This window comes from Sphingobium sp. WCS2017Hpa-17 (assembly GCF_031843765.1).
In the GTDB taxonomy this organism is placed as follows: domain Bacteria; phylum Pseudomonadota; class Alphaproteobacteria; order Sphingomonadales; family Sphingomonadaceae; genus Sphingobium.
The window spans coordinates 179,361-203,647 of record NZ_JAVTIV010000006.1; the positions used below are offsets into that span (position 1 = coordinate 179,361).

General features: G+C 64.9%; 21 protein-coding genes. 8 read left to right on the forward strand and 13 right to left on the reverse strand.

Features of this window, described 5'->3' with window-relative positions:
• The first annotated feature begins 114 nt into the window (after window positions 1-114).
• Entirely contained in the window at window positions 115-414 is a 300-nt protein-coding gene (locus RQH62_RS11870; protein ID WP_311268963.1) for a hypothetical protein, read from the forward strand.
• A gap of 5 nt (window positions 415-419) precedes the next feature.
• On the opposite strand, the gene RQH62_RS11875 is transcribed toward RQH62_RS11870, so the two are convergent.
• The 6 genes from RQH62_RS11875 to RQH62_RS11900 all read right to left on the reverse strand — a co-directional run bounded on the left by RQH62_RS11875 (window position 420) and on the right by RQH62_RS11900 (window position 9,602).
• Window positions 420-1,079 (reverse strand): PilZ domain-containing protein, encoded by a 660-nt coding sequence (locus RQH62_RS11875; RefSeq protein WP_311268964.1) that lies wholly within the window; start codon window positions 1,077-1,079, stop codon window positions 420-422.
• A 14-nt stretch (window positions 1,080-1,093) separates the two neighbouring features.
• The gene (locus RQH62_RS11880) at window positions 1,094-1,618 is read right to left on the reverse strand and encodes a hypothetical protein (protein WP_311268965.1); all 525 of its coding nucleotides are present in this window, start codon (window positions 1,616-1,618) and stop codon (window positions 1,094-1,096) included.
• A complete protein-coding gene (locus RQH62_RS11885) occupies window positions 1,618-6,600 on the reverse strand; it encodes a hypothetical protein (protein ID WP_311268966.1) in 4,983 nt (1,660 codons plus the stop codon). Before RQH62_RS11885 ends, RQH62_RS11880 begins: the two co-directional genes overlap by 1 nt.
• Window positions 6,601-6,666: 66 nt before the next feature.
• Complete coding sequence (locus RQH62_RS11890; protein WP_311268967.1) at window positions 6,667-7,791, reverse strand: hypothetical protein; 1,125 nt, start codon at window positions 7,789-7,791, stop codon at window positions 6,667-6,669.
• Between the two features lie 53 nt (window positions 7,792-7,844).
• The gene (locus tag RQH62_RS11895) at window positions 7,845-8,318 is read right to left on the reverse strand and encodes a hypothetical protein (RefSeq protein WP_311268968.1); all 474 of its coding nucleotides are present in this window, start codon (window positions 8,316-8,318) and stop codon (window positions 7,845-7,847) included.
• Between the two features lie 180 nt (window positions 8,319-8,498).
• On the reverse strand, window positions 8,499-9,602 hold the full coding sequence (locus tag RQH62_RS11900; protein ID WP_311268969.1) for an NAD(P)-dependent alcohol dehydrogenase: 1,104 nt from the start codon (window positions 9,600-9,602) through the stop codon (window positions 8,499-8,501).
• Window positions 9,603-9,661: 59 nt separating this feature from the next.
• On the opposite strand from RQH62_RS11900, the gene RQH62_RS11905 reads away from it, so the two are divergent.
• The 3 genes from RQH62_RS11905 (at window position 9,662) to RQH62_RS11915 (ending at window position 13,704) form a co-directional block, all read left to right on the forward strand.
• The gene (locus tag RQH62_RS11905) at window positions 9,662-9,793 is read left to right on the forward strand and encodes a hypothetical protein (RefSeq protein WP_311268970.1); all 132 of its coding nucleotides are present in this window, start codon (window positions 9,662-9,664) and stop codon (window positions 9,791-9,793) included.
• A 90-nt stretch (window positions 9,794-9,883) separates the two neighbouring features.
• Window positions 9,884-12,730 (forward strand): TonB-dependent receptor, encoded by a 2,847-nt coding sequence (locus RQH62_RS11910; RefSeq protein ID WP_311268971.1) that lies wholly within the window; start codon window positions 9,884-9,886, stop codon window positions 12,728-12,730.
• A 29-nt stretch (window positions 12,731-12,759) separates the two neighbouring features.
• The gene (locus tag RQH62_RS11915) at window positions 12,760-13,704 is read left to right on the forward strand and encodes an oxaloacetate decarboxylase (protein WP_120251673.1); all 945 of its coding nucleotides are present in this window, start codon (window positions 12,760-12,762) and stop codon (window positions 13,702-13,704) included.
• A gap of 223 nt (window positions 13,705-13,927) precedes the next feature.
• Here RQH62_RS11915 and RQH62_RS11920 read toward each other — a convergent pair whose 3' ends face one another.
• From RQH62_RS11920 to RQH62_RS11950, 7 genes are all read right to left on the reverse strand, one after another.
• On the reverse strand, window positions 13,928-14,326 hold the full coding sequence (locus tag RQH62_RS11920; protein ID WP_311268972.1) for a DUF559 domain-containing protein: 399 nt from the start codon (window positions 14,324-14,326) through the stop codon (window positions 13,928-13,930).
• An 82-nt stretch (window positions 14,327-14,408) separates the two neighbouring features.
• Window positions 14,409-15,761: an MFS transporter gene (locus tag RQH62_RS11925; RefSeq protein ID WP_311268973.1), complete on the reverse strand. Its 1,353-nt coding sequence runs from the start codon at window positions 15,759-15,761 to the stop codon at window positions 14,409-14,411.
• Between the two features lie 34 nt (window positions 15,762-15,795).
• On the reverse strand, window positions 15,796-16,290 hold the full coding sequence (locus RQH62_RS11930; RefSeq protein ID WP_311268974.1) for a gluconokinase: 495 nt from the start codon (window positions 16,288-16,290) through the stop codon (window positions 15,796-15,798).
• Window positions 16,287-17,168 (reverse strand): NAD(P)-dependent oxidoreductase, encoded by an 882-nt coding sequence (locus RQH62_RS11935; RefSeq protein ID WP_311268975.1) that lies wholly within the window; start codon window positions 17,166-17,168, stop codon window positions 16,287-16,289. The genes RQH62_RS11930 and RQH62_RS11935 overlap by 4 nt, the downstream gene beginning before the upstream one ends.
• Before the next feature lies 1 nt (window position 17,169).
• Window positions 17,170-18,255, reverse strand: a complete 1,086-nt coding sequence (locus RQH62_RS11940) for a LacI family DNA-binding transcriptional regulator (RefSeq protein ID WP_311268976.1) — start codon at window positions 18,253-18,255, stop codon at window positions 17,170-17,172.
• 45 nt (window positions 18,256-18,300) lie between these two features.
• The gene (locus RQH62_RS11945; protein ID WP_311268977.1) at window positions 18,301-18,636 is read right to left on the reverse strand and encodes a hypothetical protein; all 336 of its coding nucleotides are present in this window, start codon (window positions 18,634-18,636) and stop codon (window positions 18,301-18,303) included.
• Entirely contained in the window at window positions 18,633-19,688 is a 1,056-nt protein-coding gene (locus RQH62_RS11950; protein WP_311268978.1) for an L-idonate 5-dehydrogenase, read from the reverse strand. The genes RQH62_RS11945 and RQH62_RS11950 overlap by 4 nt, the downstream gene beginning before the upstream one ends.
• 140 nt (window positions 19,689-19,828) lie before the next feature.
• On the opposite strand from RQH62_RS11950, the gene RQH62_RS11955 reads away from it, so the two are divergent.
• The 4 genes from RQH62_RS11955 to RQH62_RS11970 all read left to right on the forward strand — a co-directional run bounded on the left by RQH62_RS11955 (window position 19,829) and on the right by RQH62_RS11970 (window position 24,285).
• The gene (locus RQH62_RS11955) at window positions 19,829-20,590 is read left to right on the forward strand and encodes an SDR family oxidoreductase (RefSeq protein ID WP_311268979.1); all 762 of its coding nucleotides are present in this window, start codon (window positions 19,829-19,831) and stop codon (window positions 20,588-20,590) included.
• A gap of 15 nt (window positions 20,591-20,605) precedes the next feature.
• Entirely contained in the window at window positions 20,606-21,547 is a 942-nt protein-coding gene (locus tag RQH62_RS11960; RefSeq protein WP_311268980.1) for a 2-hydroxyacid dehydrogenase, read from the forward strand.
• Window positions 21,544-22,290 carry an SDR family oxidoreductase gene (locus RQH62_RS11965; protein ID WP_311268981.1) on the forward strand — a complete coding sequence of 249 codons (747 nt, stop codon included), beginning with the start codon at window positions 21,544-21,546 and terminating at the stop codon, window positions 22,288-22,290. Before RQH62_RS11960 ends, RQH62_RS11965 begins: the two co-directional genes overlap by 4 nt.
• A 99-nt stretch (window positions 22,291-22,389) precedes the next feature.
• Complete coding sequence (locus RQH62_RS11970; protein ID WP_311268982.1) at window positions 22,390-24,285, forward strand: methyl-accepting chemotaxis protein; 1,896 nt, start codon at window positions 22,390-22,392, stop codon at window positions 24,283-24,285.
• Window positions 24,286-24,287: the final 2 nt, after the last annotated feature.

A 24,287-nucleotide genomic window follows, 5' to 3' on the forward strand; every position in this document is an offset into this window, starting at 1 on the left:
TGCGCCTATGTATCAATCGCAAAATACATTGGTTGTCATCTTTATTTCAAAAGTGCCCGTCTGGTTGCATATTGCCGGGGTTGGATATTTTGACCGGCGGGACTTGTTGAAATCATGCAGGATGAAGATACGCCTTTTGCTGCGAAAGCGCTGACGCGGATGGCTGCCCTCTTCGGGCGCGCCGCTCTTTTGCCAGTGGTGCAGGGATTGGAGGCGGAATTGCATCAGGCAATCGACCAGCCGGATACCGCCAATGCGCACCGGATTGCCGGGTTGGCGGGTACATTGGGGTTTGTCGATGCGAGCGCCAGTTGGCAAGCGGTGGATCAGAGTGGCGGCGATATCGACATTGCGTTGCGCGACAGCCGGATCGCGTTGGTGGCGATCGACGGCTGGCTGCGTCAGGGGGAATAGGCCGGTCAGATCAGATCGGGTGTGTCCAGCATGTTGGCCAAGGCCACGCTGCTCACCGGCTGGATGAAACGGAAACCGCAACTGTCCTCCTGCACCCAGCAGATTTCGCCGGCCATGCCCTGCCGATCGCCCAGCATCAGGTCGAGTACCCCCGGCTTGCCACGTTCCAACAGGGTCGGCACGGCCAGCCGAACGCCGCCTACCGAGATATTTTCGATCCGCGCGGGCACGGGTATATCATCGACAATCAGCGACGCATCGCGGCGGAAGGCGAAGCGGGGCTGGCGTGCGATCCGGCCTGCCTTGTTGCTGCGCGCGGCGAAAATGTCTGCGGGGCTGCAACGCAGGTCGAACATCAGCCCGGCCTCATGGCCGGAGGTCCAGCAGATGCGAGCGAGCCGGGGTTCGAGGCCGCGCATCTCGATCAGTATGCGCGTGCCGGGCGCTGGCGGGAAGGGCATCTGGATCCGCATGCCGCCGTCGGACAGGTCGCGCACCATGCAGGGCAGGCTGCGGCCCGCAAAGCTGATCTTGCCGATGGTAAAGACGGTGGCTGCGCGCCAGTCCTGCCGCCGCTCCATCGGATTGAACGGCAGATCGTCGGTCAGGTCCGGCAATATCGTCAGGATCGGTGTCGGCGATGCCTGTTCCAGTCCGTGCGGCATGGGTTACTCCTGTTTCAGCGCAGCTTGACGCGGAAGCGGACCGTGAAGGATCCGCCCGCCTTGAAATTGGTCACGGGTTTGATGCGGATGGCGCGGACATTGGCGTCGTAGCCGTCGGCGTCGGGCACCGGGATGTAGGTCCAACTGGTGCCGTTGAAAAATTCGATTCCATCGCTTGTGCTGGACAAGCCGCCGAAGCTGTAGGTCAGGCCGCTGTCGCCAATGCCCAGCACGATCGCGCCATTTGTGAAGATCACTGGCCCGCTGCCGCTGGCGCCCAGATCGCTGACGCGCAGGATGACGTTGGCGGGCAACTGGTCCTCGAACGCGATGCCGCGCACCGTCTTGCCGGCATTGGCGAGGGGGTTGGCGAGGGTGGCCGTATAATCCAGCACCGCGCCGGGAATGGCGCGGGGGATCAGATTGCCCATCGGGTCGGACACCATGGCTACCGATTTGGTGGCTGTGATCGGATCGGCCAGTGCTGCCGTAGGGAGCATGACCAGCAAGGCGGAGAGGAGGAGGGCGCGCGTGCGCATCAGCGTCCCTTTCCAAGCAGCCCGGCGACGGTGCCGCGATCGAATTTCATGCGCATCGTCACATAGGGGCCGCGACGCGTATAGCGATCATCCTCGAAATCGCGGTCGCGATAGCCGGCGATGTTGTAGCCGGCGCTGATCCACACGTTCGGCGCAGGCGACACCCCGGCCGACGGTCCACCGCTGAAGGCGAAGGCGCCCCGGCTCCAGGCATGTTGCACCGACCCCTGCACGCCGACATCGAACCGCTTGCCCATATCCATGCGCAGGTCGAAACCGGTGACGTCGATATAGCCGGCATAATCGTCCGCGCCATAGCTGCCGCGCACCCATTTGGCGCCATAATAGACGGTCGCCTCGACAGCGTGGCGGGCGCCTTCCGGCCCAGTGCGATAATTGACGGCGAAGTTGTTGATAAGGCGCAGCGTGCGTTGGCCAACGCCACTGCCCGCCGGCACGCCCAGCACATTGCCGCCGGTGATACCCGAATCCGCGCTTTCCTTGCGCAATTCGAAGCGCTCCAACAGCGACCAGTGGCTGTCGAGCGGGCGCCAGGCGAGCGCGACCGATGTGGTCAGGCTTTTGGCCTGTGCGCCACTGGTCCGGCCCAGCGTGGAGTAGCGAACGGTGCCGGCCAGCGTCTTGCCCTCACCTAGGGCGCGGACGACATTGCTGGTGATGTTGAAGCGGCTGTTCTGATCCGACTTGCGATATTCCACCCGGCCATTCCACGACCAGAGGTCGGCGCGATAATTGGCGCCCAGCGTCACCGCCGCATAATCGCCGTCATTGCCATAGAGGCCGCTCAGCGCGCCGCCGCTGACGCTGCCGGAGCCGCTGGTCTGGAAGGGCTGGACCACGCCGCCGGCGGGGATCTTGCCGCGCACCGTGGTGCTGGCGTCGAAGGTCGCGTCGATGGTCCAGCGTTCGCTTATCGGCAGCGACTGGATCAGGCCGTAATTGGCGAACAGGCGGCCGCCATTTTCGCCCGACGTCTGGTTGTTGATGGCGGTGGTGACCTTGCCACCCTTCCACGGCTGGACGTCGAAGCCGATCTGCGCGGTGTGGGCGGTGAAGTCGGCACCCTGCGCAATCTCGTAACCGCCGATCAGGCGGATGCCGGGCTTGACGCGCCAGGCGGCGATCAGTTGCTGGCGGGCGGGGAAGTCGACACTGTCCTTGTCGCCGCCCGGTGCGAACTGGGTCTGGCCGGTCAGGGTCAGCTTGCCGCCCAGCATCGCCTGCGTGCCACCCAGCGTGAACAGGCGGCTGTCGCGGTCCTTGCCGTCGATGCCGCGATCCATCGCGAACTGGGTGCCGGCGAACAGCGTGCCACTCTCGCGGCGATATTCGATGCGCGCTTCGCCAGCGACACGGCTGCCCGCGCCGATCAGCTGGTCCTGATACCAGGCCGAAGCGGTGGCGGCCCATTTGTCGGCGATCTGCACCCGGCCGTCGAAACCGACGCGGCGGGTGCCGGCCTCCACCAGATTCTGCTGCCCAAGGCCAAAGGCATCGTCCTGCTGGCGGGCATAGGCCAGAACATCGGCGCCCTTGCTGTGATGTTCGACCTCCGCCAGATAGGCACGGCCGTCGGACAGGCCATCGCGGCTGCCGGCGGCGACTTCGGCGCGCAACTGGGTCGTGTCGGTGACACGGGCGCTCAGGTCCGCGCCGAGCAGCAGGCCGTTGCCATGGCTATTGTCCTTGATCGCCGAAACGCCGACTTCGGCTTTGCCCTTGGCGAATTTGATCGCGGCGCGGCCGCCGGCGGTCAGCTTCTTGCCTTTGCCATAGGTTTCATAATCGACGACGATGAAGACCGGGTTGTTGGCGGCATCGCGGCCCAGCACCGGCTCGCGGAAGCGGATCGTGCCGATGGTGGCGTCGATATCATAGTCGATATGGCGGGTCATTGGCGTCGAGGACAGGATGCGCTCGGGGCGCAGGCGGTCGCGGACCTCGATGCTCAGCTTGTCGCTGTTGGGCACGATGTCGCGACCCGACAGGCGATAGGGGCCGGTCAGGCCATTGCCCTGAATCTCGTCGCGAGCATGCAGGTCGTCGCTGTTGGCGGCAAAGGCGCTGAAGCTGAGGCGATCATTGGCAAAATCGGCCTTCATGCCGTTCAGCGTGCGGCTGTAGCGGGTCAGCTGCGTCTGGGTCATGCCGGTTTCGAAATCGCCGAACAGGGCGCTGAAATCCTGCCGCTCCAGCCGCAAATAGAGTTTGCGGGCGGTGGGCGCATCCTGACCCTGACGGGTGGCGTCGCCATAAACGGTGTAATAGCGGTCCGGGTCGATCTGACCCAGCAAGCCGCGCGACCGGTCATATTGGCGGTCGCTGTCATAGGCGATGGTCATCAGCCAGCTGCCCTTGATCCGGCCCTTGGCATAGAGCGCCAACTGCCCGTCGGTGATCAGGCTGTTGTGGCTGGAGGCTGGCAGGCGGGCGGACCGCTTGCGCAGCGTGTCGTAACCGATCGTGCCCGACCCGAAGCCCACCACGGTCCAGTCGCGCGCGACGGCAGTCAGGCGGCTGCGCAGTTCGATCACGCGCTGCTGCCGGTCGTCGGTCAGGGTCACGGTGGCGCGCAGCGCGCCGGCCTGCGTCGTGGGTTGCAGCGCCAGATAGGCGATGCCCTCGTCGCCGATCACCAGCGCGGTACCGCTGTTGCGGCCGATCCGATCGCCGGGGCGGGCGCCCGCGACGGTTGCATCGACCGCGATGCTGTAGGGCTGGTCGATGGTCACGGGAACGGTGGTGCCGTCGCGCACCGGGCGACCAGTCCGGTCGGTCAGGCGGAAGGCCAGGATCGGGCTGGTCAGGCCGTCGGCGGCCAGCTTGCCGGCTTCGGGAACCAGCACCGCATTGGCGGCCGGGCCGGAATAATGGACGGTGCCATGCAGCGTCTGCGCGACGGTCCCGTTTTCGTTCATCACCGTGGCTTCCAGCGCATTGTCGCCGGGTTCCAGGCCGATGCCCGACCATTTGGCGATGGCGATGTCGCCATCCGTGTCGGTCGTGTCATAGGCCAGCGCATCGACCAGCGTGCCGTTCAGGCGCAGCGCAACCTTCTGCCCGGCATGATGCTGGACGACGACGCGCGTGGAGGGCGAGCGGGGATTATAACCCTGTGCCGGGAAAAGCAGGGCGATGCCGGCATCCTGCCCGGTCAACCATTCGCGGTTGCCCGCAGCTTCACCCGCGTCAGGCGCGACCGGCAGGGCGTCGGCCATGCTGGCGGCAGCGATACCGGTCAGGCGCAGCTGGAAATCCACGCGCTTCAGCAGGCCGCCATCGCTTTCGACGAAGCGGGAGATGGCGCTGCCCGCCTGACGGGTGTCGGCATCGCACAGCGACGGCGCATGGCTGGCGGGCAGGCTGGCGCTGTCGAGTTGGACGACATGGCGGCCGTTGCGCACGCCCTCGAAATGATAGAGGCCATCCTTGTCGGTGACGACATAGCTGCCATCTTCCATCAGGATACGGATGCCAGCCACGCCCTTGCGACCGCTGGCGGGGCTGTTGCAATCGCCTTCGGTCACGCGACCGACGACGGTGAAGCCGTCAGTGAAGAGCAGCGCGCCGATGCGCACGGAAGCGGCAGCTTCGTTACTGGTCGCGCCGGCCGAGCCGGAGGCGAGCACGCGATTGAGCGCTTCGCCACGCGGTGCGCCTGGCGCGACGGACACGACATAGCGCACCTCCGCCGTCTTGCCGGCGGGCAAGGTAGGGACGCTGAAGTCCAGCGTGCGGCCATCGGTTGCGACGATCGGTTCTTCTGCGCCACGGGTCGATCCACGCTCGTAGCGCAGGCCGGGCGGCAGGATGTCGGTCAGGTGGATGCCGCTTGCGTCGCTGTCCGAACGATTGTCGACCCGAACGAGATATTGAATGAAATCGCCCGGCGATGCCTCCCGCACCGACGCGGTTTTGGTCAGCAGCAGATGCGTATCGCCGATCCGGTCAAGCGGGATGTCGGCGATGAAGGGTTCGGGGTCTTTCAGCGTGAATATGCCGCCGAAAGACGCCTCGTTCAGCATAAAAGGATGGTTTTTGGGGTCGCGCAGCGCTTCCAGTTCGGCCCGGCTACGGGTCGATGGGGCCACATAATGGGCAGGCGGGGTGATGCGCAGATGGTAGCGACCCGGTGCCGTCAGCGGGAAACGGTAATTGCCCTGGGGGAATTTATAGGTTCGGCCGCTGGCGTCGGTCGCGCTGCCGCCGCTGACGACGGTGGCGGGATAGGCGCTGACGCCATCGTCGCCAAAGACGCTGGCAGGGCGGTCGCTATCGTCAAGCAGGGTCACGGTTGCGCCGTCGATCAGTGCGCCTGTCTGCGAATCGAACACGTAGCCGGTCGGGTCGATCAGGATCGAGGTGGTCGATCCATAGCTATACTCATCCTCGGTGAAGCTGAGCATCAGTTCCGCACCGCGATCGAGCGTCGGGTCGCAAGGGGAAGCGGAGCCGTCATTGCCCTGTGGTACGCCGCCGGCGAACACGCCGGTATCGGGGCCGGTTTCCAGCAACGGGATCGTGCTGGTCAGATATTGGGTATGCACATTGATCCGCGCGGTTTCGCGCATATTGGGATCATGATTGCCGCCCGGATTGTCCAGCACCAGAATCAGTGGGACATGGGTGTCGATGGATTCGGCCACCGGTGCGCGCGCAAAGTCGGCAGCGTCGATCGGGGCGGGGGTGAAATTGATGGCGGGCGATGTGTCGCATCGCATGCCTTGCAGGCTGTAACCGACGGGGAGCAGACGAAAGCTCAACCGGGTCGGGCGCTTGCCGCGCGATTCGACGTCGAAAATTACGGTATTGGAATCGACGCTGACCGGGCCGGTGGGGGCCTGCCAGGTCAGCGTCGCGGTATTGGACACGCGCGTCTGTCCCTGCGCCACGACCGGGGTCGCGGCGACAAGGCCCATAAGGGCAGCCGTCAGGCTGGCAGAAGCGCGGATTTTGGGCATAGGTTTCCTATCGGCGCGCGCGGGTCAAGGCGCACGACGTGGGTTTTTCCTTTGCTGTGGGGGAGGTTAGTTGATCGTCACTTTGAAGGCGACAGCCACCGAGGCGAGGCCCGCGACGGTGCCGACATTGGCGGTCACGGTCTTGGTCCCGGCATTATAATTGGCGGTATAGCCATCGGTTTCGGCCGCATCGTCGGCATCGTCATCCTCGGTCGTGCCCAGAAGGACGCAGGTACCGCCCGGCAGGCCGACGCTGATCGAGCCCGGCACATAGGTCGTGTTTGTCGGCACGATATCGGTCAATGCCACGCCGCTGGCGCCGGTCAGCGCCGTGCCATTATGGACGAGCAGGCAATATTGCACTGTCGCGCCCGGCAGCGCCTTGGGATTGGCGACGTTGACGCCATCCGACAGGACGAGCGCGGACTTAGTGACGGTCAGCGCGACATTCTGGGTACCGATGACATAGGAGGCATAAGCGCGACCCTGGCCGTTGCGGGCGGCGTCACCCAGATTGAGCAGGCCGTCGCTATCATCGTCGGCGAACACGATATCGACGACATTGTCGGCGTTACCGAGGCTGAGGTCGGTCGGGATCAGGATCGCGCCCTTCGTACCCGATGCGCCGCCGGCCGCCGCGATGACATGCAGCGAAACCTGCGCTTCATGGATGCCGACGGTCGAGGGAATGTTGCCGACGATGAACACCGCGACCGATGCCTCTGGCGCCAGTTCGTCGATATAGGTCTGGGTATCGACATCCGCATCATAGACGCCATTGCCATTGCTATCGACGAACACCTTCATTGAGGAGATGTCGAAATCGTCGGTGCCGGTCAGGATGCCGACGGACAGGGTGGTCTGATCGGGATCGAGCCAGAAATCCTGGATACCGTTGGTATGGTTGGTCACCTTGAACTTGGTGACGGCCGCCTGCTGGCTCAGATTGACCTGGGTGGCGCCGGTCTGGTCGGTGATGACGGTGAAATCGACCTTGCGGTCGACCACGAACTTGGCGGTGTTGGACGTGGTGGTCTGCGAAGCGCCGTTGACGGTATAGGTGACGGTGGCGGTGTTCGAGACTTCCGTGCCGGCGGCGGTGGCCGTCGATCCGGATTGGGCATGCGCCGTGCCGGTCGCAACCATGGCGGCGCCGCCCAGCAGCATCAGCCGCAGAGAGCGAGACATCATTTTATGGGTTCCTGTTGCTTGAGGGTCATGCGCGCGAGCGCCCGGGGGAGCGATCACTTGAGGACAGCCTTGAAGGCGAGCTGACCCTGTCCTCCGGCAGGGACGGTCGCGATGCGCCAGCGAATATGGCGAACATCATTGGATGTGGCCACGCGGCTGCCGCCGCCGGCCGTCGGCACGCGCAACTGGGCGAGCGTGCCATAGGTCTTGCCGTCGACCGACAGGAGCGGCGCGGTCGATCCGGCGCCGGGCGCGCGATAGGTGATCGCGCCGGGGACGGGATTGTCGAGCACGATGTCGGACAGCGGCTGCGCGCCGGTGTTGCGATAGGCGAGCACGAAGAGGACATGATCGCCGGGCACGGCGCGGGTGGCCGGCGCCAGCGAGGTGCTGACGGCGCCCGCCTTGTCGAGGGCGCGTTGTTCCACGAAGATCTTGGAGGCGACCTGCAACGGTCCCTGTGCAGCGACTGCCGGCGTGCCGACGGCCGCAGCGGCGATTAGAGCGGTAATCAATGTACGGGCCATGGGTTCAGTCCTTGCTATGAGGCACTGGAACCCTTGGATGATTTTGCAGCTAACGAACTCTTACCGGCCGGTCCGCCTTGGAGCGAAGTTCGACCATGGTCTAAGGGTCATGGGATTTTCGTAGCGGAAAGCGGCCCGTGCGATGAGGTGAGTGCTTCATCGGACAGGCCGCCCGATAGGTCAGTCGAATAGCAGCACCGGCTTGATCGCGGCGCCGCTCTCGGAGTCATGAAAGGCGTCGTTGATGGCCTCGAACGGATAGAAGCGGATCAGCCGGTCGAAGGGGAATTGACCAGCCTGATGCAGCGCCACCAGATGGGGGATGAAGCTTTTGGGATCGGCGTCTCCCTCCACGATGCCGCGGATCGTGCGACCACCGCTCATGACGTGCGAGACATCGGCCTGGAACAGCGTGCCGGGTGCCGCTGCGCCGACGATGCCGCAGGTGCCGCGCACGCCCAGCATGGCGATGCCCTGCTGGATAACGGCAGGCAGGCCGGTGCAGTCTATGGCATAGTCCACGCCGGCTGGAACGGTTTCCAGTACGCGGGCGACTGGATCGCCAGTACGGCCATTGATGGTCAGCGTCGCGCCCAGTTCGGCGGCGAGTGCGAGCCGGTCCGGATTGAGGTCTATTGCGATAATGGCGCTCGCGCCGGCGACCTTCGCTGCCATGATCGCGGACAGGCCGACCGATCCGGCGCCCAGCACGACGACGCTCTGGCCCGGCTGGACTTTCAGCGCGTTCAGCACCGCGCCGGCGCCGGTCAATATGCCGCAGCCCAGCGGCCCTGCGATCCGCAGGTCGAGGTCGCGGGGTACAACCACCGCATTACGCGCATGGCAGATGGCATGGGTCGCGAAGGAGGACTGGCCGAAGATATTGGCGAAGACCGGAGAGCCATCTTCCGCTTTCAGCGCGCTGCTGCCGTCAGGCCGGGTGCCGAAGAAGTTGCGCGGAAAGAAGTCGTGGCAATAGCTGCTATCATCCGAACAGCAAGTTGGACAGGTGCCGCAGCTATTATAGCTCATCACAACCGGATCGCCCGGCTGGATGTCGGTCACGCCTTCGCCCACCTGTTCGACGATGCCGGTGCCTTCATGACCCAGCACCACCGGCTGGGGTACGGGGACGCCCTGTTGCCACATGGTCGCATCGGTATGGCAGACGCCGGTGGCGACCAGGCGGACCAGCAATTCACCGGCGCGGGGGGCGTCGATGGTCAGGGGGCGGATGACCATCGGGCGATCCGATGCTTCGACGATGGCGGCGCGAATATCCATATGATCCTCTTCCTTCTGCTCATGGGCATTTCATGGGACCGATATCAAATCGTCGTTTCATGGCCAAGTCTGTGATTCGCGCCGATGGATTTTTCGCTCGCCCATTTTCGAAATCAAACGGCAAAAAGCCAAAAATCTTGGATAATCGCGAAATTATCAGGGTTAAAGCCTATGTCATTTCCTGCCTGTAAGGGGATTGCCTTGTTCCCGCATGTTCGTTAATGTGACCGATATCACGAGCAAGCGGATGGCAGATCCGGCAGTGTTGGGAGGATGAATTGATGCGTCGCATTTGGGTGAATCGCTTCAAAGTTGGGCTGATGGGCGGCGGCGCGGCACTGTGCGCGCTGGTCGTGCCGGCCATGGCGCAGGAGGCTGCGTCGCAGCCGGCCCCGCAACAGGCGGAGGCAGATGATGTGGCGGCGGCCGATATCGTCGTCACCGGATCGCGCATCGCCCGGTCCGGCTTCAATGCGCCCACACCCGTCACAGTGGTGGGCGAGGAGCGGCTGGCCCAGCGTGCGATCACTAATGTCGGCGACGCGCTCAACGAACTGCCGTCCTTCCGTCCGCTGGTGACGCCGGCGACGCAGCAGGCGGTTGGTGGTAATATCGGCGCGCGCGTGCTCGACCTGCGCGGGTTGGGCGCGACCCGGACGCTGGTGCTGCTGGACGGCAAGCGTTTCGTGCCGTCGACCACGCAGGGGACGATCGACGTCAACCTGATCCCCAGTTCGCTGGTGTCGCGCACTGAAGTCGTGACCGGCGGCGCGTCGGCGGCCTATGGCTCGGACGCGGTGGCGGGCGTCGTCAACTTCATTCTCGACCGCGACCTGACGGGCCTCAAAGGTTCGATCCAGGCCGGCATTTCCAGCCGGGGCGATTATGGGCAGCAGAACGCCCAGCTTGCCTGGGGCACGAAATTCGCCGACGATCGCGGACATTTCATGATCGCGGGCGAATATGACAAGTCGGACGGGATGGGCGATTGCTACACCCGCAGCTGGTGCCCGCGCGAACAGCTGATCGGCAATACACCGGCGGGCGCCGGTGGCCTGCCCGCTAGCATCCGTGGCGGTCCGGCCGGCACCGGCAATATCTCGTCGGGCGGCCTGATCGTCGCCAATTCGGGGCCGTTGCGCGGGCTGGCGTTCAATCCCGATGGCACGACGCATGCTTATGATTTCGGCACCATTTATGGCACCAATCCATCGCCGTTGTTCACCCAGGGTGGTGAGGAATCTGTGCGCAACGGTTTTCTGGATGGCATATTGCTGATCCCGCCGGTGAAGCGCTTCGTGACCTATAGCCAGGCCTCCTATGAATTTTCGGATGCGCTGAAGGCCAGCGTCGACCTGTCCTATGCCCGGTCGAAGGGCATGGTGATCGGATCGGTCGCTCGCACGACGCAGACGATCCAGCGCAATAACGCCTATCTGCCCGATGGCGTGGCCGCGATCATGGATGCGAACAATATCATGTCGTTCAGCCTTGGCCGCGCGCTGATGGATCTGGGGGGATCGGTCAATCATAGCGACAACCAGACCTATCGCGCGGTGCTGTCGCTGGAAGGCAAGATCAGCGACAACTGGCGCTGGGACGCCTATTATCAATATGGCCGCAACGAATTCCGGCAGGATTATACCGGCAATGTCGTCGCCTCCCGCGTCACCAATGCCGCCAATGCGGTCAATGTGAACGGGCAGGTGGTGTGCGGCATCAATGCCGACGCCAGCACCGCCAATGACGATGCCAGTTGCGCGCCGATCAACCTGTTCGGTTCCGGCAATATCTCGCAGGCTGCCGCCGCCTATATCGCACCGGCGGGATATCAGACCACCGACACGACCGAACATGTCATCGCCGCCAACATCAACGGCGCGTTGTTCGCGCTGCCGGGCGGCGATTTCTCGATCGCGGCAGGCGGCGAATATCGCAGCGACAAGGCGGTCGGCACGGCCGATGCGCTATCGACCGCCAACGCCTTCTGGTCGTTCAATGGCAAGGCGGTGAATGGCAGCATCCGTGTGGCCGAAGCCTATGTCGAGGCGCTGGCGCCGGTCTTGAAGGACGTGCCCTTCGCCCAGACGCTGGAGTTTAATGGCGCGGTCCGTCGCACCCATTATCGCCGCTCCAGCCCCGGCCTGGATACCACCAGCGTCAATGCGACCACCTGGAAGCTGGGCGGCGTCTATGCACCGGTCGAGGAGGTGCGTTTCCGCGTCACCCGGTCGCGTGACATTCGCGCGCCCAATCTGACCGAATTATTCGGTCCGGTGACGCTGGGCCGCACGACGATCGTCGATCCGGTCAATAAGGGCCAGCAGGTTCAGGTGGACAGCTATTCGGGCGCCAACCAGCAATTGTCGCCGGAAAAGGCGGATACCTGGACGGCCGGCGTGGTGCTGGCGCCCAAGGGTTTCCTGCGCAACTTCCGCTTCTCGGTCGATTATTATGACATCGACCTGCAAGGCGCGATCTCGACGCTGGGCGCGCAGGTAGTGGTGGATCGTTGCAACGAGGGGCAGACGGCGCTGTGCGACTATGTCCAGCGGGATTCGTCCGGCGCGCTTACCAGCGTCCGTGACGTGCTCCAGAATGTCAGCCAGGTGCGCAATCGCGGCATCGATATCGAGGCCAGCTATCGCACCGATGTCGGCAAGCTGGGCAGCCTCGACTTCCGCTTGCTCGCCACCCATTATCTGAAGCTGGAAATTGGCGGCATCGATCGCACCGGCCAGACCGGCTATCGCCCCGGCACCACGACGGGCGTTCCCGACTGGATCGTGGACGGCACAGTGCTGTGGGATCTGGGCAGCGTGGCGCTGAACCTGCACGGCAAATATATCCCCAAGGGGGTTTTCGACACCACCCTGATCGGCCCGGAGGATGACGGCTATTCCGCCGACAAGTCCAACAGCGTGAACAGCAACCGTGTCGCCGGCCGCTTCTATCTCGATCTTGGCGCGACGGTGAAGGTGAACGACCAATTCGAGCTGTTCGGCGTGGTCAACAACCTGCTGGACAAGGATCCGCCGCTCGCCGCCAGCGCGCAGGGTGGTACGAACCAGGTCTATTTCGATCCGATCGGTCGCTACTTCAAGGTCGGCGCCCGCATCCGCATGTAAGTGTTTCAACAAGGGAAATTGGCAAGCACATGGCAAAAAAGTCTCTGCAACAACTGCTCGAAACCAGCGACAAGTGCATCGTCGCCCCCTGCGTCTATGACTGTGCGTCGGCGCGGGCGGTGGAGATGGTCGGATTCGAAGCGATGATGCTGTCGGGCGGCGAAGTGTCGATCGCGATGAACGGCGTGATCGACTATGGTTTCAGCAACCTGACCGATGTGGAATGGATCACCAGCCGCATCAGCCAGACATCGCCCATTCCGCTGGCCGCCGATATCGAGGATGGCTTTGGCGGGCCGCTGGCCGTCTATCGCAGCGCCCGGCGCATGGCGATGGCGGGCGCGACCGCGCTTCAGCTGGAGGATGCCGACGATATGGAGGAATCCACCGGCCTGCTGCCGCGCGAACGCTATCTGGAAAAGGTGCGGGCGGCGCTCGCGGCGCTGGAGGGCACCAACTGCTTCCTGATCGCCCGGACCAATGCCGACCCGGAAACACAGATGGACGAAGGCTGCGAACGGATGCGGCTGGCGCATGAACTGGGCGCGAAGATGACCACCGTGGTCAAGATCGGCACGCTGGAACATGCGCAATATGTGTCGGCGCGGGTGCCGGGGTGGAAGATGTTCCCCGACGTGCGCAACATCAACGGCAAGCCCGCGGTGACGGTGGACCAGATCCATCCGCTCGGCTTCAACATGATGACGATGCACTATACGCTGAAAGCCGCGATGGACGGGATGCTGGAACATGGCATCCGGAATTTCGCCCAGCAGGGTTGCGACTATACCTGCGAGAAGGTCGATGCGACCGGCATCATGGGCATGAGCGCCACGCCTTTGTTCGATCCGCAAAGCTATATGGAACTGGAAGGCCGTTTCTCGGGCCGCGCCAAGGAATATACGATCGTCGGCAATCAGGTGGAGAGCTTCCCCGAAGGCTTCGTCCGCTCCTCGATCGACGACCGCCTTTAAGGCGTAGATCCTCTCCCCTCGAAGCCCGGTCGACTGCACGCGACCGGGCTTTTTTTGTGCCTGTTGTAGGAACGTCGGCGCCTAACTTCGCACATTTCCCGCTGAATGCGACATTTTCGAATAAGTGTTGGACATTTTATGTCGTGGGGGGTGGGCGAGCGGACGTTGTGAAAGAGCGGGGTGAGGGATAGCAGATGGGGTGGGAATAGGACAGGATTAGCCGTTAGTTGGCTCTTCTTCTCCCCTCCCTGAAAGGGAGGGGTTGGGGGTGGGTTCCGCCGAGGCATTCGGCGGTCTTGTCCAATATCGCAGACAGCACACCGTCCAGATTCTCAAACACATCGCTGTTCCAGAATCGCAGAACTGTCCAGCCGCCTTCTTCCAGAAAAGCCGTGCGGTGCGCATCATAGGCTTGGGCATCGCCATGCTGGGAGCCATCAAACTCCAGCGCTAGCTTTGCTGTCCTGCAAGCCATGTCCAATATATAGGGGCCGACGACAAGCTGTCGGGTAAAGCGTGGCCGATAGCGAGACAGTTGTTTCCATACCAGCCGTTCCGCGTCGGTCTGGCCATTCCGCAGGGCGCGGGCATTGGCGGTCATATGTTCTGGAACGCGGCGCATGAGGGCGATGGTATCAAGGCACGCTTCGCGTGCCTACCCACCCCCGGCCCCTCCCTTTCAGGGAGGGGGGAAGATATCTGACCTATCCCTCCAGTCCCGCCAGCCTTAGCGCCCGGTACGGCTTCAACGCCAGCAGCAGCAGCACGCACATGATCGGGGCGGCGCAGCCGACGACGATGGCGAGGGAATAGCGGATGTCGGTGGGGGCGGTGAAGAGATGGTCGGTCATGAAGCCGATCACCACCGGGCCGATGCCGATACCCACCAGCGAGATCACCATGATGTAGAGCGCCGTCACCTGCCCCCGCGCGCGGTTGGGGAGGATGAGTTGCAGCGCTGTCCCGGCGCAGGGGACGGGCATGCAACTGAGGAACATGGCCGGCGCGATCAGCGCCAGTGCGGCCCAGGCGTTGGGCATCAATGGGGCGAGCGTGCCGAAGATGCCGCAGGCGAGGAAGCCGAAGGCGGCGACGCGCAGATGGGCGTCGACATGGCCGGCGCGGGTCAGCCGGTCGCTCAGCCAGCCGGCGAAATAGGTGCCGCCCGTGCCGCAGATCATCATGATGAGGCCGAAGCCGATGCCGACCTGCGCCGGGGTCCAGCCATAGACGCGGGCGAACAGCGCGGGCGTCCAGACATTATAGGCGAAGTTCACCACCGTCACCATCGAGAAGCCGGCGAACATCAGGATGAGCGCGCGGCGGCGGGCGCGGATGACGCCCAGCACTTCGGCGATGCTGAGCGGGGCCGCGCCACCTGGGCCGCGCCGTTCCGGCTCCTTCATGAAAAGCAGCAGGGGCGCGAGCAGCAGGCCGGGTGCGCCGACGATCAGGAAGGCGGCCTGCCAGGGTTCCAGGCCAAAGGGCAGGCCAGAGCCGTGCCAGCGTTCGGTGAGCCATTGGAGCAGCTTGCCCCCGGCCATGAAGGCCAGGCCGATGCCGAAGGGGGCGCTCAGGAAAAAGACGCTGACGGCGCGGCCGAGTTTTTCGGGCGGGAACAGGTCGCTCAGCAGCGAGAGGCCGCTGGGCGTGACGCTGGCCTCGCCGCAGCCGACCGCGACGCGCGAGAGGAAGAGTTGCGAGAAGTTGCGGGACAGGCCCGACGCCATGGAGGCGAGGCTGAAGAAAAAGAGGCTGATGCCCAGCACGATGCGCCGCTCATAGCGGTCGGCCAGGCGGCCGAGCGGCACCGCGCCCAGCGTGTAGAAGATGCCGAAGGCCACCCCCTGCAACAGCGCGAAGCTGGTGTCGTCGAGGCCAAATTCCGCCTTCACCGGTTCGACGGTCAGGTTGAGGACGACCCGGTCGAACTGCGATGCGATCGAGGCGAGCGACAGCAAAAGCGCCACGGTCCACGCCCGGCGCGGGTTCGGCCATGAGCGCTGGTCGGCTGTGTCAGGGGTGATGTCCGGCTGGGGCATCAGGGCCATGGTCATCCTCTTATCTTGCGGGCTGGCGACGGCAGCCCCTTTATGAATGTTGCAGCGCGGCCTCGATCTGGCGGACCTGATCGGCGACGGGCAGATTGCCGTCGATGACCAATGCCCGCTCGTCCGGGTCGGGCGGTTCCAGCGTGGCAAGCTGGCTGTCGAGCAGGCTGGTCGGCATGAAATGGCCGGGCCGCTGGGACATGCGCTGTTCCAGATCGGCGCGGGACAGATGGGGCAGGACGAAGAGCACATCGCCTACCTGCCGGCGGATCAGGTCGCGATAGTCGCGTTTCAGCGCGGAGCAGGAGGCGACGGCGCCATTGTGCGACGCGGTCAGCGCGGTGGCGACATTGCGCAGGAAGGGCTGGCGCGCGGCGTCGTCCAGCGGAATGCCAGCGGTCATGCGGGCGACATTTTCGGGCGGATGGCACTGGTCGCCCTCCACGAAGGACCACTCCAGACTGTGGGCGAGCGCCCGCCCGAGGGTGGACTTGCCGCAGCCCGCCACGCCCATCACCACGATGGCGCGGGTCATGCCGGCTGCTCCCCGTCCATGTCGAACAGGCGCATATAGGCGGCGCTGTCCGCCGGGCCGAGGCCACCGGCGACGGCCATGCGATGCAGGTCGGCGATCAGCGAGGTGACGGGCAGCGGCGTGCGGGTGGCCAGCGCGGAGGCTTGCACCGTTTCCAGATCCTTCAGCATATTGTCGATCCGGCCTGTCGGCGAATAATCGCGCCGGGCCATTTTCGCCATATATTCCTGAAGGATGCGGCTGTCGGCGCGGCCGCCGGCAAGGGCGGCGGGGATCAGCGTGGCGTCCACGCCATGCGCTTCGGCAAAGCGGACCGCTTCGGCGACAGCCATGAAATAGTTGGCGCAGAGAATCTGGTTGATGAGCTTCACCGTCTGGCCCGCGCCGGGCGGGCCGAACAGGGTGATGTTGGTGGAGAGATGATCCAGCACGGTGCGGGCGCGGGTGAAATCCTCCGCCGTGCCGCCGACCATCAGCGTCAGCTTGCCCTGCGCGGCGGCGCGCGCGCCACCAGACAGGGGCGCATCGACCCAGCCCATGCCGGTGTCCTCGCGCAGACGCTGCGCCAGCATGGCCGTGCGGCCGGCGTCGATGCTGGACATGTCGATGAGGAGTTTGCTGGCATCTGCGGCTTGCGCCACGCCGTCGGGGCCGAAGACGGCCTGCTCGACGATGGCGGCGCTGTTAAGGCTGATGATGACATGGACCGCGCTGGCGGCGGCTTCGCGCGCGCTGGCGGCGGCGATGGCGCCGCGCGCGACGAGCGCAGCCATTTGCGCAGGATCGCGGTCATAGAGGTGGAGGGTGATCTCGCTGTCCAACAACCGGCCGGCGATTGCCGACCCCATGACACCCACGCCGATGACCGCAATCTGCATCTTATCTGTCCTTGATAGAGGCCCGCTCCACGATGCGCAGGCCCACGTCGACGACGGACGGGGCCGGGGTGGCATCGCTGGCGAGCATGTCGACCAGCATCTTGCCGGTGCGAAGCCCCAGCGCGCGGAAGTCGACATGGATGGTGGTAAGGGCCGGATTGATCTCCCGCCCGATTTCGAAGTCGCCGAACCCCATGATGGAGATGTCTTCGGGGATGCGGATGTTCATGCGCTGCGCCTCCATCACCGCGCCGACGGCGGAGAGGTCGGACACGGCGAAGATCGCCTCGATATCCGGCTGTGCCTCGATCAGCGCCCGGAAGGCAGTGGCGCCATGGTGGAAGCTGACCGGGGCGCTGCCATGGCGCAGAACGGCATCGGTGGGCAGGCGGGCGAGGCGCAGTTCATCCTCGAACCCGCGCATGCGCTCTTCGCCGCGATGGTCGGTGACTTCGCCGTCGGGTGAGGCGGCCAGCGCGCCGATGCGGGTGAAGCCGCGATCGAGCAGATAGCGGGCGGCGGTGCGGCCGACCTGATAGTTGGAAAAGCCGATCGCATGTTCGATCGGCTGGCTGGGCAGGTCGGCAATCTCCACCACCGGCACGTCGGCGGCCATCAGCATGCGCGACGCATTGCGCCGGTGCATCGCGCCGGTCAGCACGATCGCTTCGGGCCGGCGGGCGAGCAGGTTGAGGAGCTGCCGTTCCTCCTCCGCCATGTCATAATCGGTATAGGCGATCAGCAGATGATAATTGGCCTCCCGCAGCGCCTCCGTCAGGCCATGGGCGACCGCCGCGAAGTTGGCGTTGGTCAGCGTCGGCAGCATCAGCGCGATGAAGCCGGTGCGGCGGCTGGACAGGCTGCCGGCGGTCTTGTCCGGGACATAGCCCAGGTCGGCGACGGCCTTCAGCACCTTGTCCCGCGTGGTCGGCAGGACCAGTTCGGGATCGCTCAGCACCCGCGATACCGTCATGCGTGACACGCCGGCCAGCCGCGATACGTCGCGGATGGTCGGGCGTTGCGACGTGCGCCGGCCGGGTTTCGGCTCAGCGGGAACTGCGGCGGTTTCGCGGGGGGGACGGCTCATGGGCGGGGCTTTCCTGATGGCTGCGATGCTTGTCGCATATCAGCGTCACGCGGCGGCGGCCACAACGTTGCCGCCGCTGATGACGTGGTAGAAACGGCCCTCGAACATCTCCAGCAATTCCAGCGTCAGGGCGCGGGCCTGGGTGCGGATGGGGGAGGCGAGCGCTTCGTCCAGTGCGGCGAGCGAAGGATAATCGACCTGCTGGATCATCGCGATCGGCGGGGCGCCTTCATCGACCTGATCCACGAAGAAGAGGCGGACGTTGCTGCCATTGGGGAACTGGCCCCAGAGCGGCGCGAGACGGGTGCGAACCTCCTCGCGGAAGCGATCCTCGAAACCCGGCTTGATTATGCCTTCGAAAATGGCGGTGCGTGTGATCACAGGATATCCTTGTTGATGGCGATGTGGAGTTTGACGAAGCGCGAGCGGTCGCCGGCCTGTTCGAAAGCGTCGACCGATTGTTCGAGCGGGAAGGTGCCCGACAGGATCGGCGATACGTCGATCGCGCCGCTGACGATCAGGTCGACGGCGAGGCGGAACTCGCCGTTGGCGCGGAAGGCGCCGACGAACTCGATCTCGCGCGATTGCAGCGGGTTGACCGGGATGGGGGCGGTGCCGGGGGGCAGCATGCCGACCTGCACGATGCGGCCGCCGCGCCGGACGATGGGGAAGAGCGAGAGCAGGGCGGAGGACGCGCCGGATGCTTCGAATGCGACGTCGAAATGGCCGGCGGGGCTGGCATAGGTGGCCAGCGCGTCTGGATCGGTGGCGACGTTGATGGTGCGGGTGGCGCCCATGCGGTCGCGCGCGACGGCGAGCGCGGCATCCTCGACATCGGTGCAGACCACTTCGATCGCACCGGCATGGATCGCGCAGCGCGCGGTCAGCAGACCGATCGGGCCGGAACCGGTGACGATGACGCGCTTGCCCATCAGCGGACCGGCGCGGTTCACCGCGTGGAGGCCGATCGACAGCGGCTCGGCGACCGACAAGGCGAGCAGGTCGGCATCGGCCGGGACCGGGATGATCTGGTCGCCCCGCAGGATCAGCGTTTGCGCAAAGCCGCCCTGCACATGGGGGAAGCGGCCGGCGCTGCCTAGGAAGACCATGTCGGTGCACAGGTTCATGCGGCCGGCGCGGCAATAGTCGCAGGTGAGGCAGGGGCGGCTGGGGTCGAGCGCCGCCTTCATGCCCGGTTCGACATGGGTGACGGCCGATCCGACCTCCAGCACGACGCCGGAAATTTCATGGCCCAGCGCCATCGGTTCGCGCACCGCAAAGTCGCCCACCGCGCCGCGATGATAATAGTGCATGTCCGACCCGCAAATGCCGCCATAGGCAACGCCGACCCGGACCTCATCGGCGGCCAGCGCCGGCTCCGCGCGGGATTCCACCCGCAAATCCTTCTTCCCATGACATATCGCAGCCAGCATGAGTCTCTCCTTTGATGGGACCGATATCATTTGTCACATCGTGCCGCAATGGAGTTATGAACCATAAAAAATTGAAAATTGCCGATTGCAATGTGACCGGTCACTTTCTAGGCTCAACGACAAGTATGGAGGTTTCCCACATGTCCCTTTTTTCTCTTGAAGGGCGCACGGCGCTCGTCACCGGCGCGGCGCGCGGTATCGGCTTTTCGATCGCGACGGCGCTGGGGCAGGCCGGTGCCCGAGTGGTGCTGAACGGTCGCAGTCAGGCGGCGCTGGATGAAGCGGCCGCGCAACTGGCGGTGCAGGGCATTGCGGTGGCCACCAGCCTGTTCGACGTCACCGATCAGCCGTCGGTCAACGCCGGCATCGCGGCAGTCGAGGCGGAGGTCGGGGCGATCGACATCCTGGTCAACAATGCCGGCATCCAGCGCCGCGCGCCGCTCGACAGCTTCAATGACGATGACTGGCGCGAGCTGATGGCGACCAATCTGGACAGCGTCTATTATGTCAGCAAGGCGGTGGCGCCGCACATGATCGCGCGCGGCCATGGCAAGATCATCAATATCGGCAGCGTCCAGTGCGAACTGGCCCGCCCCGGCATCGCCCCCTACACCGCCAGCAAGGGCGCGGTGAAGAACCTGACCAAGGGCATGTGCGCCGACTGGGCGCGGTACGGGTTGCAGGTCAATGCAATCGGGCCGGGCTATTTCGATACGCCGCTGAACAAGGCTTTGGTGGAAGACCCGGTGTTCGACGCATGGCTGTGCCAGCGCACGCCGGCGGGCCGCTGGGGCAGGCTGGAGGAACTGCACGGCGCGGCCGTGTTCCTCGCGTCGTCCGCATCCAATTTCGTCAACGGCCAGACCATCTACGTCGATGGCGGCATCTTGTCCGTCATCTAAAGGGGAAACGGGATCATGGAAAAACGGGTCGCGTTGCAGCTTTGCCCGCTGTCGGATTATCTGGAGGCGCAACTGGCCGAACGTGGCCCGGTGGTGCGCTGGTTCGAACTGGACGCGGCGGCGCAGCGCGCGTGGCTGGCGACGGAGGCCGAGAGTGCCAATATCGTCGTGACCGGCGGGCATCTGGGCTGCACCAATGATCTGATCGACGCGCTGCCGTCGCTGGGGCTGATCGCCATCAATGGCGTGGGGTTCGACAAGGTCGATGTGCCCTATGCACAGGCGCGCGGCGTGGCCGTCAGTACGACGCCCGGCGTGCTGACCGATGACGTCGCCGATCTGGCGGTGGGCCTGACCATCGGATTGCTGCGTGGGCTTGCCGCGGCGGACCGCTTCGTGCGCGACGGGCGCTGGCTGGAGGAAGGCTTTCCGCTGAAGCGCAAGGTGACGGGGCGGCGGTTCGGCATCGTCGGGCTGGGCCATATCGGTCGGGCGACGGCGGATCGGCTGGCGGCATTCGGGCCGATCGCCTATCATGGCCGTATGCCCAAAGATGCGCCCTATCGGTTCGAGCCTGACCTGCATGCACTGGCGCGGGACAGCGATGTGCTGCTGCTGGCCTGCGCCGCGACGGAGGAGACGCGCGGCCTGATCGACGGCGCGGTGCTGGAGGCGCTGGGGCCGGAAGGCTATCTGGTCAATGTCGCGCGCGGCAGCGTGGTGGATGAGGATGCGCTGGTGGCGGCGCTGGAGCGCGGGACGATCGCGGGCGCGGCGCTGGATGTGTTCGCCGACGAACCGGTCGTGCCCGCCGGGATCATCGCCAGCGACCGGTCGGTGCTGGCGCCCCATATCGCCAGCGGCACCGCCGAAACGCGCAAGGCGATGGCCGATCTGGTGCTGGCCAATGTGGATGCGCTGCTGGCCGGGGCGCCGCTACCGAGTGCGCTGAAATGACCGGGCGCGTCGCTGTCATCACCGGCGCGGGCAGCGGCATTGGCCGGGCGGTGGCGGTCGCGCTCGACCGGCGCGGCTATCGACTGGCGCTGGCCGGGCGGCGCGCGGAGGGACTGGCGGAAACGCGGGCGCTGCTGGGGGGGGCGGATCATCTGGCGGTCCCCACCGACGTCACCGATGCGGCCAGCGTGACCGCTTTGTTCGACGCGACGGTCGCGGCATTCGGCCGGATTGACCTGCTGTTCAACAATGCCGGCGTCAATGTGGTCGACGTGCCGATCGACGCGCTGGCGGAAGGCGACTGGCGCCGGGTGATCGACACCAACCTGACCGGGGCCTTCCTGTGCCTTCAGGCGGCGTTCCGCGCGATGAAAGCGCAGGTGCCGCAGGGCGGGCGCATCATCAATAATGGCTCCATTTCTGCACATAGCCCGCGCCCGGACTCGATCGCTTATACCGCCAGCAAGCATGGCGTGACGGGCCTCACCAAATCGGCATCGCTGGATGGCCGTCCGTTCGGCATTGCGTGCAGCCAGATCGATATCGGCAATGCCAGCAGCGCCATGGGCGATCGCATGTCGGCCGGCGTGCCGCAGGCCAATGGCGAACGGAAGCCCGAACCGGTCATGGACGTGGGTCAAGTGGGGGAAGCCGTCGCCTATATGGACGGACTGCCGCCCGAGGCCAATGTGCAGTTCATGACATTGATGGCGACCAACATGCCCTTTGTCGGCCGGGGCTAATATAACCCGTCTGCATTTCGTCTTGCTCATGCGTGAGCACTAAAGGCTTATTTACGATCTTACGTTAGGGCATGGGGAAACCGTGGAGAGTTCGGCCCGTTGCACTTCAAGATTGTCCATTCGGGTCGGCGTCCGGTTAACCTGTCCTTTCCGGCCAAGATCCTGACCAGCTATGCGCTGGCGGCGTTGCTGCTGATCGGATCGCTGCTGCTGTTCGGCATCCATCAGGCGCGGGAGGAAGACCGCACCGAAATCGCCTATACCAGCAAGGCGGTGGAGTCGGCCATCGACGCGAAAGCGAAGAATTTCCGCAGCTGGCTGAAAGGCTATGCGCTGTGGGACGAACTCTATGCCCATATGGTGCGGACGGTCGATCCGGTGTGGACCAACGACAATGTCGGGCCGGGCGTGTGGAAATCCTTCACCATGCCGATGCGGGGCATCTATATCAGCGATGCCGCCAGCCATGTCCTCTACAGCCATTGGGATCAGGGTGAAGAGCCGCCCTTGCAGGCCTTTCGCGGAGCGGACCTGCCGGCCTTATATCGCGCGGCGGACCGTACCGACACGCCGATCGTCAGCCACATCCTGTTCAAGGCACAACCCTATTTTCTGGGCGTCGCGCGTATCCGGCCGACCGATGGAAAGATAAAGGACGCGCGCGACCCCAAACGCTATCTGATCTGGCTGCAACCCGTTGCCGGTCGCCTGCTCGAAGAGATCGGCCAGTCCATGGCGATCGACCGGTTGCGCTGGGAAACCGGTGGCCAAGATGTGGATGGCCCGCAACTGGACCTGTTTTCCGAGCCGGCGGTGACCGGCTATATCAGCTGGAACCCGCGCCGGCCCGGCACGGCGATGCTGAAAAATGGCTGGCTGCTGGCACTGGGGCTGGCGGTTATCACGACTTTGGTGGGGCTGGCGCAATATCTGCTCGCCCGGCGCCTGAACCAGTTGTTGCTGGAAAAGCAGGCGGAAGCGCAGGTGCAGGCGGAGCAGAGCCGTCGCGCGTCCGACCTGTCGATGCAGGCGGAGCGGGAGGCGCAGGCGCTGATGACCCGGCTGCGCGAGCAGGAGCAGACGGTGGTCCGTGTGTCCGAGGAGCGGGACGAGGAGCGGGAGCGGCGCAAGGAGGAGGGCCGGGCGCGGTCGCTGGCGACGCTGGCGCTGTTCGAGCAGGATTTCGATAGCGTGCTGCGACCGATGCTGGAAATTGCCATGGCGCTCAACAGCCAGTCGGGCGAACTGGAGCGTGGGGCGGAAGCCGGGCGCGATGCGGCGGCGATCGTCGCCAGTTCCGCGCAACATTCGACCGAATCGATTGATATCGTGGTCGATGGCAATCAGGCGCTGAGCCAGGCAACCGTCAGCCTGGACGGCAATGTCAGCGCGGCGGTGGCCTCCACCCGGCGGGCGGAACGGACGATCGACGATCTGGTCGCGCGGCTGGCGGACCTGAGCGCCAACACGATCGCGGTGGAAGCGGTGGTATCGTCGGTCGCGGAGATTGCGGCGCGCACTAACACGCTGGCGCTCAATGCCCGGATCGAGGCTGCGCGGGCCGGTGAAAGCGGCAAGGGCTTTGCCATCGTCGCCAATGAGGTGCGCCAGATGGCTGAACTGACCAGCCAGTCGACCGCGTCGATCACCGCCGTGCTGCGGATGATGCAGGATACCGCGCAGACCGCGGCATCGGGCGTCCATGCGGTGCGCGATCTGGTGGGGGAGATTGCGCGTGTCACCGGATCGTCACGCGCGGCGCTGGACCATCAGTCGTTGGTCGCTGGGGAAATCCGCGACGCGGTGATGGGTACCAAGGCGCGCATGAGCGATACGGACGCTGCGATCCGCCAGTTGGAATGGGTGATCGGATCGTCCGAACGCACGGCCCGCGCTGTCAACAGTGCGGCAGGCGAATTGCGCGACCGGTCCGAACAGTTGCAGGCGCGGGCCGGGCAATTTGCCGAGGCGTTGCGGCAGGAAGGCCGGGGCTGAGC

Excerpts from the sequence above, each read along its gene's own strand:
- RQH62_RS11870 (WP_311268963.1), top strand. The coding sequence starts at position 115 with ATGCAGGATGAAGATACGCCTTTTGCTGCGAAAGCGCTGACGCGGATG.
- RQH62_RS11875 (WP_311268964.1), bottom strand. The coding sequence starts at position 1,079 with ATGCCGCACGGACTGGAACAGGCATCGCCGACACCGATCCTGACGATA.
- RQH62_RS11880 (WP_311268965.1), bottom strand. The coding sequence starts at position 1,618 with ATGCGCACGCGCGCCCTCCTCCTCTCCGCCTTGCTGGTCATGCTCCCT.
- RQH62_RS11885 (WP_311268966.1), bottom strand. The coding sequence starts at position 6,600 with ATGCCCAAAATCCGCGCTTCTGCCAGCCTGACGGCTGCCCTTATGGGC.
- RQH62_RS11890 (WP_311268967.1), bottom strand. The coding sequence starts at position 7,791 with ATGATGTCTCGCTCTCTGCGGCTGATGCTGCTGGGCGGCGCCGCCATG.
- RQH62_RS11895 (WP_311268968.1), bottom strand. The coding sequence starts at position 8,318 with ATGGCCCGTACATTGATTACCGCTCTAATCGCCGCTGCGGCCGTCGGC.
- RQH62_RS11900 (WP_311268969.1), bottom strand. The coding sequence starts at position 9,602 with ATGGATATTCGCGCCGCCATCGTCGAAGCATCGGATCGCCCGATGGTC.
- RQH62_RS11905 (WP_311268970.1), top strand. The coding sequence starts at position 9,662 with ATGGCCAAGTCTGTGATTCGCGCCGATGGATTTTTCGCTCGCCCATTT.
- RQH62_RS11910 (WP_311268971.1), top strand. The coding sequence starts at position 9,884 with ATGCGTCGCATTTGGGTGAATCGCTTCAAAGTTGGGCTGATGGGCGGC.
- RQH62_RS11915 (WP_120251673.1), top strand. The coding sequence starts at position 12,760 with ATGGCAAAAAAGTCTCTGCAACAACTGCTCGAAACCAGCGACAAGTGC.
- RQH62_RS11920 (WP_311268972.1), bottom strand. The coding sequence starts at position 14,326 with ATGCGCCGCGTTCCAGAACATATGACCGCCAATGCCCGCGCCCTGCGG.
- RQH62_RS11925 (WP_311268973.1), bottom strand. The coding sequence starts at position 15,761 with ATGACCATGGCCCTGATGCCCCAGCCGGACATCACCCCTGACACAGCC.
- RQH62_RS11930 (WP_311268974.1), bottom strand. The coding sequence starts at position 16,290 with ATGACCCGCGCCATCGTGGTGATGGGCGTGGCGGGCTGCGGCAAGTCC.
- RQH62_RS11935 (WP_311268975.1), bottom strand. The coding sequence starts at position 17,168 with ATGCAGATTGCGGTCATCGGCGTGGGTGTCATGGGGTCGGCAATCGCC.
- RQH62_RS11940 (WP_311268976.1), bottom strand. The coding sequence starts at position 18,255 with ATGAGCCGTCCCCCCCGCGAAACCGCCGCAGTTCCCGCTGAGCCGAAA.
- RQH62_RS11950 (WP_311268978.1), bottom strand. The coding sequence starts at position 19,688 with ATGCTGGCTGCGATATGTCATGGGAAGAAGGATTTGCGGGTGGAATCC.
- RQH62_RS11955 (WP_311268979.1), top strand. The coding sequence starts at position 19,829 with ATGTCCCTTTTTTCTCTTGAAGGGCGCACGGCGCTCGTCACCGGCGCG.
- RQH62_RS11960 (WP_311268980.1), top strand. The coding sequence starts at position 20,606 with ATGGAAAAACGGGTCGCGTTGCAGCTTTGCCCGCTGTCGGATTATCTG.
- RQH62_RS11965 (WP_311268981.1), top strand. The coding sequence starts at position 21,544 with ATGACCGGGCGCGTCGCTGTCATCACCGGCGCGGGCAGCGGCATTGGC.